This window comes from Emticicia fontis (assembly GCF_054779675.1).
In genome coordinates this window covers 1-14450 of record NZ_BAAGXU010000007.1, presented here as the reverse complement: position 1 = coordinate 14450, position 14450 = coordinate 1, and the positions used below count along the sequence as shown (strand labels likewise).

14 protein-coding genes are annotated in these 14450 nt (G+C 40.0%); 8 read left to right on the top strand and 6 right to left on the bottom strand.

Annotation, left to right across the window (positions count from 1 at the left end):
- Positions 1 to 78 precede the first annotated feature (78 nt).
- The gene (locus tag ACYVFA_RS05380) at positions 79 to 321 is read left to right on the top strand and encodes a hypothetical protein (protein ID WP_460470782.1); all 243 of its coding nucleotides are present in this window, start codon (positions 79 to 81) and stop codon (positions 319 to 321) included.
- Between the two features lie 193 nt (positions 322 to 514).
- Here ACYVFA_RS05380 and ACYVFA_RS05375 read toward each other — a convergent pair whose 3' ends face one another.
- Positions 515 to 1144 carry a hypothetical protein gene (locus ACYVFA_RS05375; RefSeq protein WP_460470781.1) on the bottom strand — a complete coding sequence of 210 codons (630 nt, stop codon included), beginning with the start codon at positions 1142 to 1144 and terminating at the stop codon, positions 515 to 517.
- A 222-nt stretch (positions 1145 to 1366) separates the two neighbouring features.
- Here ACYVFA_RS05375 and aspS point away from each other — a divergent pair, with 222 nt between their 5' ends.
- Together aspS and ACYVFA_RS05365 are read left to right on the top strand one after the other, a co-directional pair.
- Positions 1367 to 3118, top strand: a complete 1752-nt coding sequence (gene aspS / locus ACYVFA_RS05370) for an aspartate--tRNA ligase family protein (protein WP_460470780.1) — start codon at positions 1367 to 1369, stop codon at positions 3116 to 3118.
- Positions 3119 to 3219: 101 nt separating this feature from the next.
- Positions 3220 to 3765, top strand: coding sequence for a hypothetical protein (locus ACYVFA_RS05365; protein WP_460470779.1), 546 nt, complete (start codon positions 3220 to 3222; stop codon positions 3763 to 3765).
- A 55-nt stretch (positions 3766 to 3820) separates the two neighbouring features.
- Here ACYVFA_RS05365 and ACYVFA_RS05360 read toward each other — a convergent pair whose 3' ends face one another.
- The 3 genes from ACYVFA_RS05360 to ACYVFA_RS05350 form a co-directional block, all read right to left on the bottom strand.
- Positions 3821 to 4864 (bottom strand): MlaD family protein, encoded by a 1044-nt coding sequence (locus ACYVFA_RS05360; RefSeq protein WP_460470778.1) that lies wholly within the window; start codon positions 4862 to 4864, stop codon positions 3821 to 3823.
- A 4-nt stretch (positions 4865 to 4868) separates the two neighbouring features.
- The gene (locus ACYVFA_RS05355; RefSeq protein ID WP_460470777.1) at positions 4869 to 5624 is read right to left on the bottom strand and encodes an ABC transporter ATP-binding protein; all 756 of its coding nucleotides are present in this window, start codon (positions 5622 to 5624) and stop codon (positions 4869 to 4871) included.
- A 168-nt stretch (positions 5625 to 5792) separates the two neighbouring features.
- Positions 5793 to 6578, bottom strand: a complete 786-nt coding sequence (locus ACYVFA_RS05350; protein ID WP_460470776.1) for an MlaE family ABC transporter permease — start codon at positions 6576 to 6578, stop codon at positions 5793 to 5795.
- 252 nt (positions 6579 to 6830) lie between these two features.
- Here ACYVFA_RS05350 and ACYVFA_RS05345 point away from each other — a divergent pair, with 252 nt between their 5' ends.
- Together ACYVFA_RS05345 and ACYVFA_RS05340 are read left to right on the top strand one after the other, a co-directional pair.
- Positions 6831 to 7292, top strand: coding sequence for a (2Fe-2S)-binding protein (locus ACYVFA_RS05345; RefSeq protein WP_460470775.1), 462 nt, complete (start codon positions 6831 to 6833; stop codon positions 7290 to 7292).
- A gap of 4 nt (positions 7293 to 7296) precedes the next feature.
- Positions 7297 to 9474 carry a xanthine dehydrogenase family protein molybdopterin-binding subunit gene (locus ACYVFA_RS05340; protein ID WP_460470774.1) on the top strand — a complete coding sequence of 726 codons (2178 nt, stop codon included), beginning with the start codon at positions 7297 to 7299 and terminating at the stop codon, positions 9472 to 9474.
- A gap of 113 nt (positions 9475 to 9587) precedes the next feature.
- Here the strand turns inward: ACYVFA_RS05340 and ACYVFA_RS05335 are convergent, their stop codons facing one another.
- Together ACYVFA_RS05335 and ACYVFA_RS05330 are read right to left on the bottom strand one after the other, a co-directional pair.
- On the bottom strand, positions 9588 to 9959 hold the full coding sequence (locus tag ACYVFA_RS05335) for a SnoaL-like domain-containing protein (protein ID WP_460470773.1): 372 nt from the start codon (positions 9957 to 9959) through the stop codon (positions 9588 to 9590).
- Between the two features lie 42 nt (positions 9960 to 10001).
- Positions 10002 to 10745 carry an isocitrate lyase/PEP mutase family protein gene (locus ACYVFA_RS05330; RefSeq protein ID WP_460470772.1) on the bottom strand — a complete coding sequence of 248 codons (744 nt, stop codon included), beginning with the start codon at positions 10743 to 10745 and terminating at the stop codon, positions 10002 to 10004.
- A gap of 200 nt (positions 10746 to 10945) precedes the next feature.
- Here ACYVFA_RS05330 and ACYVFA_RS05325 point away from each other — a divergent pair, with 200 nt between their 5' ends.
- The 3 genes from ACYVFA_RS05325 to ACYVFA_RS05315 all read left to right on the top strand — a co-directional run bounded on the left by ACYVFA_RS05325 (position 10946) and on the right by ACYVFA_RS05315 (position 14341).
- Positions 10946 to 11938 carry a GlxA family transcriptional regulator gene (locus ACYVFA_RS05325; protein ID WP_460470771.1) on the top strand — a complete coding sequence of 331 codons (993 nt, stop codon included), beginning with the start codon at positions 10946 to 10948 and terminating at the stop codon, positions 11936 to 11938.
- Between the two features lie 407 nt (positions 11939 to 12345).
- Positions 12346 to 13407, top strand: a complete 1062-nt coding sequence (locus tag ACYVFA_RS05320; RefSeq protein WP_460470770.1) for a saccharopine dehydrogenase family protein — start codon at positions 12346 to 12348, stop codon at positions 13405 to 13407.
- Between the two features lies 1 nt (position 13408).
- Entirely contained in the window at positions 13409 to 14341 is a 933-nt protein-coding gene (locus ACYVFA_RS05315) for a DUF1338 domain-containing protein (RefSeq protein WP_460470769.1), read from the top strand.
- Positions 14342 to 14450 lie beyond the last annotated feature (109 nt).

Here is a 14450-nt window from a genome sequence, read left to right as displayed (position 1 = left end):
ATCAAAATTATTGTTTATTTTTGTTAAACAATTTCGATATAGCCCGAGTTTACGTATATACTAAAGAATCCCAAATTAATGCCAAATCCCTACAAACAAACTGGAGGTAATGTGTTAACATTGCCCTCACAAAAACTGCTATTGAGCCTGTCCATAGATGATCTGGGAAAATTTGTATGCAGCCTGGATATGGAAGAACTCATCGAACTATTGCACTTCTACGAGGCAAAAGAGTATTTTGAAGCCTGTATCGTTGTCAGAAATTATATTAAAACTGAACGTAAGAGAATGGCTGAACAGACCTCTCTGGTTTTCTGCTGATGAATGGGTGATGTCACGCAAAAAAATAAAAGCCGCTCAATGAGCAGCCCTATTCCAAAATGTTTTGCTGTGACTAAAAAGGAAAGTTACTACTTATATTTTTAATAGGCAAAAAAAAAGTGCCATCTGTAGATTATTTACACAAATTTATTCGACTACCTTCCTGATTTGATAGATTCTACCAAATCGAGACTTACAGGTATGAGTAGAACAGAATTACGTGTACCAAAGACATATTTTCAATTTTAGAATCCCAGATACCATTATCTGTCCCACCCGGAACAGGTCTCGCCTGTAAATAATAACTGAATTTGGCATAGTCAAAAACCTGGTCTACTTCTTTATCAAAACAACGGTATTTCGGGTCTGAACCTGAAGAAGCAACGGTAGTTAAAGTTGTGAGGGTAAGAACGGTAAGGCTTGGGTCTGGATATACCTGAAATAAATCTACCTGCAGATTGGAGGAGATATTATCTTTCAGGCAAACCCGCATTTTATTTACTTTCACTATATAGGGCAGGTATCCCGCCGGGGCTATCAAACGCATATTGCTACCTCCGGTTCCGGCAATCTCACCAATTGTAAAATTAACAGGCCCCTGATCATCAATACTACGAAAGTCTGCTGCCGGAATAGAAAGAAATAGTTCATTGCCTGATGACTGGTTAATCAGAACACCATCTGGGTCTGAGAAAACTGGTCTTTTGCCAACGCCGCTTAAAGTTGTGGCTTTCAGTGTACCGGGAAGGGCTTCTGCATGTTGGGCAATGGTGTAAGTGCTTGCTATCAGGCAAATAGCAAAAAGGGTAAAGATTTTTTTCATGGTATAAAATTAGTTTAGAAGACTTTGAGAACGCTAAATAAATTAATTCAGAAGCTGATTGAAAGCATGAATGAGTATTTGGTTATCTGTGTGAGTAGCTGGTAGGATTTGGGTGAAATTCGGTATTTTGATAAAAGCCATAATTTTTAGGAGGGGTCTAAGACCTTTGCTTTAAAATGCTTACTTTTGCAAAAAAATTGCTCAACATAATTCTTTAGACTAATGTTAAGAACTCATACCTGCGGCCAATTGCGTATCGCAGATGTAAATCAGACAGTTACCTTATGCGGGTGGGTACAAGTTGTTCGTGATAAAGGTGGTATTATTTATATTGACCTTCGTGACCGCTATGGTATCACACAATTAATATTAAATGAAAATAGCAGCGATACCGACGTAATAGCTTTGGCTCGTACATTGAGCCGTGAATTTGTGATTCAGGCAACGGGTGAGGTGATTGAGCGTGTATCAAAAAATGATAAAATTCCGACGGGTGATGTAGAGATTAAAGTTTCGGCTTTAGAGATTCTAAACCCTGCCAAATTACCTCCGTTCCTGATTCAGGACGAAACTGACGGTGGCGACGATATTCGTATGAAATACCGTTACTTGGATTTACGCCGTAATGCCGTTCGTCAGAACTTGCAATTGCGCCACAAAATGGCTCAGCAAACCCGTAATTATCTGGACGGACAGGAATTTATTGAGGTAGAAACACCGGTATTGATTAAATCTACTCCAGAAGGGGCAAGAGACTTTGTAGTGCCGAGCCGTATGAATCCGGGTGAGTTTTATGCTTTACCACAATCGCCACAGACGTTTAAGCAATTGTTGATGGTTTCGGGTTTTGACCGTTATTATCAGATTGTGAAATGTTTCCGTGACGAAGACTTACGTGCTGACCGCCAACCGGAATTTACACAGATAGACTGCGAGATGTCTTTTGTGAAACAAGAGGATATTTTGCAAATGTTTGAAGGCTTAATTCGCCATTTGTTCAAAACAGTGAAAAACATTGATATGCCGGAGGTGCCACGTATGACTTATGCTGATGCCATGCGTTTATATGGTTCGGATAAGCCTGATACACGTTTCGGAATGGAGTTTGTAGAATTGAACGATGTGGTGAAAGGGAAAGATTTTGTGGTGTTCGATTCTGCTGAACTGGTTGTCGGTATCAATGCTTCGGGTTGTGCCGAATATACCCGTAAGCAAATCGACGAAATAACTGAGTGGGTGAAACGTCCACAGGTAGGAGCGAAAGGGTTAGCCTATATCAGATTCAATGCGGATGGTACTTTGAAATCGTCATTCGATAAGTTCTTTGATGAAGCAGCCTTGAAACAAATCGCTGAGAAATTCGATGCAAAACCTGGCGATTTAATCTTTATTCTGGCAGGAGAGGCTAACAAAACACGCAAACAATTAAACGAATTACGTCTGGAAATGGGTAGCCGTTTAGGTTTACGTAAACCGGATGAATTTAAGGCGTTGTGGGTATTAGACTTTCCGTTATTAGAATACGGCGAAGAAGAAAACCGTTGGTTTGCAATGCACCATCCGTTCACTAGTCCGAAACCGGAAGATATTCCGTTGTTGGAAACCGAAGATTTAGGCAGTGTTAGAGCCAATGCCTATGACATGGTAATTAACGGTACAGAAGTAGGAGGGGGCTCGGTGCGTATTTTCCAGAGACCATTGCAACAGAAGATGTTTGGTATTTTAGGTTTCACTGAGGAAGAAGCTAAAAAACAATTTGGCTTCCTGATGGATGCTTTTGAATTTGGTGCACCTCCACACGCAGGTATCGCCTTTGGGTTCGACCGCCTTTGTTCAATCTTCGGTGGAGCTGATTCAATCCGTGACTTCATTGCCTTCCCTAAAAACAATTCAGGACGTGATATGATGATTGATTCACCATCAACCATCGACCAGAAACAAATGGATGAATTGAAGATTAAGACAGTATTGTAGGATTTTTCTTTGAATTTGCCGAGAAATAAAAGAGAGCTCTTTGTGGGCTCTCTTTTATTTTATAATTTAATGCTTTTATAACTATTTTAAATTTTAACAAAATGCACAAAACAATTACCAGGCTGTTACTGATTTTAATTGCTGGACTATTAATTATCAGCTGCGACAAAAAGAACGAAGAAGTTACCCCTGCAAGCCAGATGGCATACAATGGGAAAACGTATGATTTAACACAAGGACTCTGGTCATCGGAAGTTTATGATGACGAGAATATAGAAGAACTCAGTTTGATTCTTGCAACATCTGACTTGAAAATAAAATATGTAAATGGGGATTTTGATTCAGCTGATGGAAAGATCACCGGACTTGTTTTATATATTTATATGAAAAAAGGTACTAAAGGATTAGATGCAGGAGAGTATACAAGTGATATAAATGATGAGGGTAAACCTAATACATTTTATGGCGGTGTCATCGTTAATGCAGACTTAAGCACTTTAGACAGTGACGACGAAGCTACTATAGAGTTTGGAAAACTTACCGTAAAAAAGAATGGCAGTATTTACGAAATAACTTTGGATGGTAAGGATGAAGACGGAAAGGCGGTTAAAGGATTTTATAAAGGCGAACTGAAAAGTATTGAATAAAATATTCTTCAATTTAGTGCCTTTATTGATAAAATAAAGGCACTAAATTTATCTATCACTTCGGATTTGCTGTCTGTAACTTCTGCTCTTCTTCTTTTTTCTTCTCGTCTTCTTTCGCTTTATTTCTGAAATATCTTCTGAACAAGAAGTTGTGCTTCAAGGCTTCCAGATTCTGGTCTAGTTTTGCACTGCTGCTTTCCAGATTGCTGATGGTTTCTCTGATATTATTGGCCGCTTTGGGGTCATGCAATAAAACACCAATGGTATTATTCGGATTATTCAATAATGCATTGGTTGTTTGCTCTAGGTTACCCACTGTTTTCTGGGCAGACATCGTCGTTTCTTTCAAAGTCTGTGAGGTGCTTTGCAATGAAGCCACCGTATTTTTGATAGATGGATAAATCTCTTTATCGGTTGCCAATGAGTTGATAAAGTTTCCTTCGGCATTTAATTTATCAGTTAAGGTGGCTAATGAAGACGCTCCTTTTTTCAAATCTCTGGTGGCAGCTTCAACGGTTGACATACTTTTTGAGATACTGGCATAAAGCGCCTCGTCTTTCATCAATTTGCCTAATGAACCTTGCCCTGCACGAATATCAGCCGTTAAGCCTTTTAAATCGCTGGTGATAGACAGGATATTTTTATTGTTGGCTTGCAGTGTAGAGAGCATTTCCTGTTGTGTTACATCTGCTTCTGCCTTAAAAGTATGCCCATCCTGAATCATAGGGATGTTTGGTGAGCCTCCTGAAATCAGGATGATTGGGTTTCCGATTAAACCGTCAGAGCTTACTCTTACGGTGGCATCCTGTTTGATGAATTTCTGAGATTTGTCTTCGATGCTGAATAATACCCGCACTTTTGAGTCGGGGGTAAAGGCTATCTCCTGGACTGTGCCTACTTTTACCCCGGCAAACCATACGTTATTTCCTTTGGTAAGACCATTGACACTATTGAACGTAGCCGTAGCATCAATGCGTGTGATGAACGATTTACGCATGGTTCCGAGTGTCAGGATAGCAGCAGCTAATATAATAACACCTATTAATATAAATAAACCAACTTTCGCTGCTATTTTTTGTGAAGATTCGGGGGTCGCCATATACCTATTTCTTTTGATTTTCTATAAAATTGTAATCGTAAAAATTCTTGATTCTTGGGTCAGGGTCTTTGAATACCTCATCAAATGTCCCCTGAAACTTAAAGTTGCCGTCGAATAAAACTGCCACACGGTCGCCTGTTTCTTTAGCACAGGTCAAATCATGCGTAATGATAATAGAAGTTGTCTTATAGTTTTCTTTTACTTCGTTTATCAACTGATTGATTTCCATACATGTAATCGGATCAAGACCAGCGGTAGGCTCATCATACAACATAATGGTTGGATTCATGATGAGGGTGCGGGCAATACCTATCCGTTTCTTTTGTCCGCCTGATAATTCGGCAGGCATCTGGTCAATAGATTTCAATAAGCCAACCGAGTCTAATACCTGGTGCACTGCCTTATTAATCTGACCCCGGCTCATATTCTTTACATTTCTTACCAATGGAAATTCCAGATTCTCCCTTACAGTCATACTATCATACAAGGCACTGTTCTGAAACGAAAAGCCTATTTTCAGGCGCAATTCGTTCATAGCTTTTTTGTCCAGTTCTGTTACTTCCTGTCCCAATACCTTTACACTTCCTTTGTCGGCAGGCAATAATCCGGCAATGATTTTAATCAGGACCGATTTCCCGGTGCCCGACCTACCCAGAACCACCATGTTTTCGCTCTCATAGACATCCAGATTGGCATCTATCAAAACCTTCCTGTCGCCAAATGCCTTATACAGATGTTCTATTTGTATTACTTTGTTCATGTTGTCTATTGAGTGAATCTTCTAATCGTGAATGGCGAATTGTGAATTAGTGAATAATTAAAAAATAGAGAAATTAACTTTATCACAATTTACCCAAAAATAGTTGGAGTTTCCAGACTAAATAGTACAATTATTCGCTAATTCGCCATTCACTAATTCACAATTTTATCATCTAAACCAATTTGTTACCTGTACGATAAATACTTCTTCAATAAATATCAAAAACATCGACATTACCACCGATGAATTGGCGGCTTTACCTACACCCAATGTGCCGTTGGTAGCATTGTATCCTTTATAACAACCCACTATACCAATAGTAAAACCATAGGCCACCGATTTAATAACGGCTGTCCATAAGTCGAGATAAACAATACTATTGAATGCCTGCTCAAGAAAAGCCGGAAAACTGGTATCTTCGTTGGTTGTTACATTCAGAAATACCCCCGTCATAGCCATCAAGCCGCAATAAAATGATAAGATCGGGATAGTAATTGTGGTAGCCAGCACTCTTGTCACCACTAAAAACTTAATCGGGTTAACGGCTGATACTTCCATGGCATCTACCTGCTCGGTTACTTTCATTGAGCCCAACTCTGCACCAATGCTTGAGCCTACCTTACCCGCACATATCAAAGAAGTAACCAATGGGGCTAAGGCTCTGATGATGGCAATAGTTACCAGTGAAGGTAGCCAGGAAGTAGCCCCGAAACTCTCTAATGATGGACGCGATTGCTTGGTAAATACAAAACCTGTAACAAAACCTGTGAGCGAGATGAGCAGCAACGAACTATTACCTATACGATAGCATTGATTGACGAACTCTTTAAATTCAAAATTTCCACTAAGTGCTTCTTTAAAGAATAACAACAGGAAGTCGGCACCATCTTTAAATCCAATCAGCCAGTTGTCTATTTTCTCGGAGAACAAATTTTTTCTTGTATGTGAACTCATATTTTCATGCATTAGTGGAGATACGGCGCCTCAAAGTTATTAAAGTAAATTTAGTAAATTAGTAATCCATCTACGTTTTTACGGAATTTATATACGTATGTGGAAAAAAATGCTCAAAATGTGGTATGCAAATTAGGGCAATTAGTCTACTTTTTCCATCTAACAAAATAATTCGTATCAAAATTCTTTCCAATGTGTAAGTATTTTAATTAATTTTGGTTAAAATACTGTCTATCAACAAAATATACTACGATGGCAATTTACAACCTTAACATTAACGGGAAAGTCTACAAAACAGACATAGCTCCCGATACACCTCTGCTATGGGTTTTGCGTGATCATTTAGGACTGTTAGGTACCAAATATGGCTGTGGAATGGCTATGTGTGGAGCGTGTACAGTACACATTAATGGTGAAGCAACCCGTACTTGTATCTTACCGGTTTCGACAGTGAGCGAAGCCAAAATAACTACCATTGAAGGACTATCAGAGAAAGGTGACCATCCTGTTCAAAAGGCATGGCATGAAGTAGATGTTCCTCAATGCGGATATTGCCAGGCCGGGCAAATCATGACAGCCGCTGCGTTTTTGAAAAGCAACCCTAAACCGACTACGGAAGAGATAGAGACTGCGATGTCAAACAATATATGTCGTTGCGGTACTTACCACCGTATCAGAGAAGCCGTTCAGTTAGCAGCCACCAAAATGAAATAAGCATATGGAAAACACAAACAACAGCCGTAGAGATTTTTTGAAATCGGCCGCGCTTGCCGGTGGTGGTTTCATGTTAAGTTTTAGTTGGTTTGGTAAGGAGGCTTTTGCTGCCGACGCTGCCACAATGGATATTGCCGCAACTGATATTGCCTCAAAAGCATTAGCAGGAGACTTTGCACCCAATGCCTATTTATCGATTCATCCTGATGGAATCGTCAGTATATTTTCACCGAACCCAGAAATCGGACAAGGGATAAAAACTGCCTTCCCGATTATTGTAGCTGAAGAACTGGATGTGGATTGGGCAAATGTGAAAGTAATACAGGCGCCTTTGGACACCAAGAAATTTGAGCGCCAGGTTGCCGGAGGAAGCGGGTCTATCCCTCACTCATGGCAACGCCTCCGCAAAGCCGGGGCCACTGCCCGCCAGATGTTGGTAGAAGCCGCCGCTAAAAAATGGAATGTATCGGCCACCGAGTGCAAAACCGAAAAAGGTTTTGTGATACATACCACCTCAAACAAGAGACTGAGTTATGGTGAATTAGCAACGGATGCGGCTCAGATTACACCGCCAACAGATGTAAAACTGAAAGACCTGAAAGATTTTAAGTTGATAGGCTCAACTGTTAAAAATGTTGATAATAAGCCTATTATTACAGGCCAGCCACTTTTTGGAATCGACTTTTATCGGGAAGGAATGCTTTTCTCGATGATTCAACGCCCGCCAGCTTTTGGGTTGAAACTGAAATCACTTGATGCCACGGCGGCTAAAGCCATGCCGGGTATTGTTGATGTGGTTTCGTTTAAAAACAAGGTAGCAGTAGTTGGTAAATCGACATGGGAAGTGAAAAAGGCGAAGGATGCTTTGAAAATTGAATGGGAAAAAGACGGAAATCTTGAAAGTACCGACGACCATAATAAACTTTTCAAGGAATTACTGGATTCGCCAAAAACAGAAGTCAGAAGAAAAGAGGGGAATGTTGAAGAGGCATTTAAAAATGCTGCGAAAATAGTTGAGTCTGAATATCAATGCCCGTTTCTGCCGCATAACCCAATGGAGCCGATGAACTTCTTTGCCCATGTAAGAGAAGACGGCGTAGAATTGGTTGGCCCAACCCAAACCCCACAGGCAGCACAAGGACAAACTGCCAAATTGCTGAATATCGCTCCTGAAAAAGTAACGGTTGAGTTAACACGTATGGGAGGTGGTTTTGGCCGCCGTTTAGGTACTGATTATGTATTGGAAGCCGTTGAAGTATCTAATTTAGTTAAAGCCCCTGTAAAGGTTATCTGGACACGTGAAGACGATATGACGGGTGGTAGCTACCGTCCGGCGGTGCGTTACCGTTTCCGTGCGGCGTTAGATAAACAAGGCAATATGATAGGCTATTCGCTTCGTGGGGTAGGTATCAATGCCGGAAATCCTACGCGTGAAAATAACTTTCCGTCGGGTGCCGTACCGAATTTATTGATTGATTCAGTAGAACATAAATCGCCAATCACTACTGGCCCTTGGAGAGCACCAATCACTAACTTCCTGGCCTTTGCTGAGCAATCATTTATTGATGAAGTAGCAATAGCCGCAGGGAAAGATGCTGTGCAATTCAGACTTGAATTGTTAGAGAAAGCTAAAACAGCACCAATCGGCCCTGTTCGCTACGACATTGACCGGATGAAAGCGGTCATTGAATTAGCCGCAGAAAAATCGGGTTGGAACAAAAAACGCAAAGGCGTAAGCCTTGGTTTCAGTGTCTATTTCTCTCATGCTTCTTATGTGGCACAGGTAGGTGAAGTGGTAATGAAAAAAGGCAAACCTGTCTTGCAGAAAATATATGCAGCCGTTGACTGTGGTATAGTAATCAACCAGAGTGGTGCGCGAAACCAGATAGTAGGAGGGATAGTTGACGGTATGGGGCATGCCATGTATGGTAACCTGACCTTTACCGAAGGTAAACCTAACCAAAGCAATTTCAATACTTTCCGTCTGATTAAGATGAACGAGATTCCGGCCATAGATGTACACTTTGTTGATAATGGCATTGATCCTACTGGTTTAGGAGAGCCAGCCTTGCCACCAACCGGAGCATCCATTGCCAATGCTATCTTTAAGGCTACCGGTAAACGTCTGAAAAACCAGCCGTTTATTGAGCAGGAAGAAAAATTGCTGGATAGTATCTCATAATGGCCCATTACGATTCCTTACCCATACATGAGCCATCTTCTTAGGAGGATGGTTCTTTTTTTATGGCGAGAGCCCGAAGCGCCCGACGCCCGGCTCTCGCCAACATATATTTATCAATAAAAAAACTGCTCCAATACAATCTTCCCATCCTTCACCTCATATAATATTATTTCATTGATATGAACCCTGCCTAATTCATTAACTTCTATATCAAACTCTCTGCCTATGGCAAAATGATTACCTGCTACCACAGGTTGGGTAGTAGCCAGTTTGTAGGCGGCTGTTATTCTTTTTACCCAGTTTTCTCCTTTTTCTCTGACTAATGCTTTGCCTTCAGCGTCTTTCAGATAAGGGGCGTTTGTGGGTTCAATGCTTCTCACATTTTCTGCAAATAGTTCGTCTTGTATTTCAAACCATTTTTCTTGTTGAGCTAATTCGTTAAATCTCGCCGCCACTGCTTGTGTTGGTAATGGGTTGTGTTGCATATAGGATGATTGTTGCTATTAGTTACTGATTGAAACGATTAATTAATGTAAGGGAGCAAATGATTGTTTAGCCAGAATTGTTTGCGCAATGTTTTCCAGAAGATTATAAGTTGCTCTATAAAGAAAAGCAGCCATACTGATTCTCTTTACACCATTTTCGGCTAATGATTGAATGGATGAAAGTTTTGGTACACCAACTACATTGAGCGGAAGTGCAATAGAGGTAGCAATTTCTTTGATTAATTCAATATCGCTTATAGCCGTAACAAAAAGCCCATTAGCTCCAGCCTCTTCATATAGCTTTGCTCTTCTGATAACTGTTTCAATCGGTGAAGGAAGTTTTAGCAAAAAAGCGTCTGTTCGGGCATTGATAAAAAGTCGTTGATTTGTCTTTTCAAGGTAGTTTTTTATACTGGTCAGTTTTCTTAAATATATTTCTTCTCCTTCGGCATCTTCTATGTTTATTCCTACTACTCCAGTATCAATTAATTGCTGAATATTACCGTTTAAAGTATTTAAATCTTTGGTATACCCTCTTTCCAGATCGACCGATAGTGGCAGAGTTGTGCCTGATTTTATTCTTTTTACTATATAGAGTAATTCTTCAAACGGTATTACTTCTCCATCTTTATAGCCTAGCGAATCGGCAATTGCACCACTTGAGGTAGCGATGGCCTTATAACCACTTTTTTCGATAATCTGTGCACTTTTTACATTCCATGCATTAGCTACTATTAAAGGTTCAGATTGATGATGCAAGTCTAAAAAATGTTCATAATTATTCATGTTCTATAAGTTTATTCGATGATTCTCTTAATTTCTATTGTTTTTGCAAAACCGTCTTAGAACTATCCTTATCAGATAATCTGAATTTTACTTTGCAAAAGTATCAGCTAAATTTTACTTTAAGAGGGTGTGAAATAGACATTCTGACGGGTTGATTTAGACAGTCAGGTTTCACTATATTTGTAGAAAAATATTTTGTTATGAAGCATATCTCTATCATTGCACCAGATGGTCAGGGCAACCTTAGCAGTGTAGCCTGCATTGTAGGCTCATATGAAATTCTTTTACAGGCCGGAGAACATTGGCAGAGCATGGGGAATAAAGAATTGTATACTGTTCAGATTGTGGGTATTTCTGAAAGAACAGAATTTGATAATGGGTTATTCAGTATAAGGCCACACGCTACCATTGAGCAGGTGAAAAGAACAAACTTAATTATCATTCCATCTCTTGCTAGAGATTATCAGAAAGCTCTGGGAGGAAATAAGTTTCTGACTGACTGGATTACACAACAATATAAACAAGGAGCAGAAGTAGCTACTATGTGCAGTGGTGCATTTATGCTGGCTGCAACAGGCTTGTTGGATGGAAAAAATTGCTCTACGCATTGGTCTTCTGAAAATACATTCAAGAGTCTATTCCCGGAAGTTCATTTGCATGTCCATAAATTGATAACTGATGAAAATGGGATTTATACGAATGGAGGAGCCTATTCATTTCTTAATTTGCTCATTTACTTAATTGAGAAATATTACAATAGAGAAACGGCCATCTACTGTTCTAAAGTTTTCCAGATTGAAGTTGACCGTCAACACCAATCAATATTCAGTATTTTTAGTGGACAGAAACTGCATGAAGACGAAGAAGTGAAACAGGCACAGCAATATATTGAAAGTAAAATAGACGAAAAAATCTCTATTGAAGAATTATCAGCTAAACTAGCCTTAGGACGACGAAACTTCGACCGGAGATTCATAAAGGCAACTGGTAACACCCCATTAGAATATGCGCAAAGAGTAAAAATTGAAGCCGCCAAGAAAAGCTTTGAAACTACCCGGAAAACCATCAATGAAGTAATGTATGAGGTAGGCTATTCTGATATTAAGGCATTCAGAGAAGTTTTTAGAAAAATCACAGGCATGTCGCCGTTGGAGTATAGAAGTCGATATAATAAGGATGCGATGGTGGTCTAGTTGTTGAGTGATTGAGCCTACGCGGCCCGGTGATGAGCGATTTAGTGATTAGAAAGTCAGTTATTTAGAGATTTTATTCAATAAAAATTTCTTGCAAATTATATTCAATTGCCTACATTTGTCGAAAAAATAAATCTTCCACTTGTTCAAAGACCTTAAATATCATTTAGCACGCCTCGCCTATCTTCGTAGTGCCTGCTCATTTGTTCCTGATGTGTGTCAGGGGTCTTAATCAATCTTTATCATTTATTGCCAAATAACTCTACTAAATGATTTTCATAGGGCGTAGCTTGCTATTGAACTGAATAACTTTATTTCAGTATTATAGTTTATGTGTCCATAGGAAAGAGTTTACTCGCGTTGTTTGTTATTGCTAGTTTCATCATAAACTTTATTTCAAACCAGACATGAAAAACGTACTTGTGATTGGTATGGGCAAAGTGGGTTCGTTGGTGGGCGTATTGCTTGCTAAACGCTTTGCCGTGATGGGTATGGATAAACGCCACCCAAATACCCAACTACCCTTCGACATCATTTTAGGTGATGTAAACGACATCAGTTTCTTAGAAAAAACTATCCCGAGTTTTGATGCTGTCGTATCGGCGATGCCCTATAATCTGAACTTGCCTATTGCACAAACTGCCCATAAATTTGGTATCCACTATTTTGATCTGACGGAAGACGTACCGACGACAACAGCTATCAGAGAAATGGCTAAAACTTCTAAGTCAGTAATGGCTCCACAATGTGGACTCGCACCGGGTCTGATTGGAATAGTCGGAGCAGATTTGGCTAAACGTTTCACCAAATTGCGTGATATTGAGCTGCGCGTAGGGGCATTACCTCGCTATCCGAATGGTTTAATGGGCTATTCTTTTACCTGGTCTCCGGCTGGGGTAATCAACGAATATATCAACGATGCTGAGGTTATTCATAATGGGACAAAGAAAATGGTGCCTTCTTTGGATGGTATCGAGCATATCCAGATTGAAGGTCAGGAGTTTGAAGCATTCAGTACTTCGGGTGGATTGGGTACAATGTGTGAAACCTACGAAGGTAAAGTGGATACACTCAACTATAAAACCATCCGTTATCCGGGTCATGCCAAGCTGATGAAGTTTTTGTTATATGAATTAATCCTGAAAGATAAACGTGAACTGGTAGAGCAGATTCTGACAGAAGCCAAACCACCTGTACAGGATGACGTAGTGTATGTATATGCCGTTGTAGAGGGCTGGAAAGGCGAGGAACTGGCACGTGAAGAGTTCTACGAAGCGTATCACCCGATTGAAATTGATGGCAAACACTGGAGAGCTATATCCTGGACAACAGCAGCATCTATTGCGGCAGTAGTAGAAATGGTAGCCGATGGTAAATTGCCACAGAAAGGATTTATTAAACAAGAAGACATTCCGTTAGACGCGTATCTGGAAACTACTAACGGACAATTTTTTAAAGTACAAGAATAAAATGGAAGATAAAACAGCAACTTTAGTATACGTTTTGAATGGATTAATGCGCCGATACCGTGAGCGCGTGCCTGATGTAGAAAAGGTATCGAACGCCATGATTGCCGAAGGTATTATTGCCAATGCCAGTGAAATTGAAAACGACCATATAGCTTTTCGCACAATGGGTGTGCCTCAGTTGGGGATTCAATCGTTTGAGAAGATTTTTCTTCATTTGGGCTATGAAAAACGTGATTACTTTTATTTTGAAGGTAAAAAACTGGATGCGTATTGGTTTTCGCCGCCAAAGCCTGAGTATCCAAGAATATTTGTGAGTGAGTTGCGTGTAAAAGATTTACCGCAAAATATTCAGGATATTATCAGAAGCTATACAGATGAGGTAAAATCTGACCCAGTAGATAGTCTGGATTTGAATGATGGCGTGGCAATAGATGAGTTTTTGCACAGACCACTGTGGAGTATGCCGACGTGGGAAGATTATTCGACCTTATTGAAAGAAAGCGAATATGCGGCATGGGTAATCTATAACCGCTATTACCTGAATCATTATACCATCAGCGTGCATAACCTGAAAGAGGGCTATAATACCATTCAGGAATTTAATGCATTTCTGGAAAAAACAGGTATTAAACTGAATGATGCAGGTGGAAAAATCAAGATTAGTCCTGATGGTGGATTGTTGCAGAGCTCAACAGTGGCCGAAATCATTGACGCTGAATTTAATGGAGGAGAAACTCACCCGATTTCGGGCAGTTATGTAGAATTTGCCGAGCGCAAGGTTTTACCACAATTTCAGCACCTGAAACCTGCTGAAATCAAAAGAGAACATCGCCGTGAGGGTTTTGAAACCGGTAATGCTGATAAAATCTTTGAAAGCACCTTTACCAGCCAGACCGTGAAAAGGAAGGAGAAAACAGAAATAAATGAGAAATAGAGGCAAATTTAATGGAAATATTAGTATACGGGCATCTGAATTAAAATCCCGGGTTGTAGATTCAAATGTATGATGAGTTGAATAAATAAAACAAGGGAGCGAACTTTGC

Bases quoted from the DNA above. Each gene is read 5' to 3' on its own strand.
- ACYVFA_RS05330 (WP_460470772.1), bottom strand. From the start codon at position 10,745: ATGAATAATTATGAACATTTTTTAGACTTGCATCATCAATCTGAACCT.
- ACYVFA_RS05365 (WP_460470779.1), top strand. From the start codon at position 3,220: ATGCACAAAACAATTACCAGGCTGTTACTGATTTTAATTGCTGGACTA.
- ACYVFA_RS05325 (WP_460470771.1), top strand. From the start codon at position 10,946: ATGAAGCATATCTCTATCATTGCACCAGATGGTCAGGGCAACCTTAGC.
- ACYVFA_RS05320 (WP_460470770.1), top strand. From the start codon at position 12,346: ATGAAAAACGTACTTGTGATTGGTATGGGCAAAGTGGGTTCGTTGGTG.
- ACYVFA_RS05360 (WP_460470778.1), bottom strand. From the start codon at position 4,864: ATGGCGACCCCCGAATCTTCACAAAAAATAGCAGCGAAAGTTGGTTTA.
- ACYVFA_RS05345 (WP_460470775.1), top strand. From the start codon at position 6,831: ATGGCAATTTACAACCTTAACATTAACGGGAAAGTCTACAAAACAGAC.
- ACYVFA_RS05355 (WP_460470777.1), bottom strand. From the start codon at position 5,624: ATGAACAAAGTAATACAAATAGAACATCTGTATAAGGCATTTGGCGAC.
- aspS (WP_460470780.1), top strand. From the start codon at position 1,367: ATGTTAAGAACTCATACCTGCGGCCAATTGCGTATCGCAGATGTAAAT.
- ACYVFA_RS05375 (WP_460470781.1), bottom strand. From the start codon at position 1,144: ATGAAAAAAATCTTTACCCTTTTTGCTATTTGCCTGATAGCAAGCACT.
- ACYVFA_RS05350 (WP_460470776.1), bottom strand. From the start codon at position 6,578: ATGAGTTCACATACAAGAAAAAATTTGTTCTCCGAGAAAATAGACAAC.
- ACYVFA_RS05340 (WP_460470774.1), top strand. From the start codon at position 7,297: ATGGAAAACACAAACAACAGCCGTAGAGATTTTTTGAAATCGGCCGCG.
- ACYVFA_RS05335 (WP_460470773.1), bottom strand. From the start codon at position 9,959: ATGCAACACAACCCATTACCAACACAAGCAGTGGCGGCGAGATTTAAC.
- ACYVFA_RS05380 (WP_460470782.1), top strand. From the start codon at position 79: ATGCCAAATCCCTACAAACAAACTGGAGGTAATGTGTTAACATTGCCC.
- ACYVFA_RS05315 (WP_460470769.1), top strand. From the start codon at position 13,409: ATGGAAGATAAAACAGCAACTTTAGTATACGTTTTGAATGGATTAATG.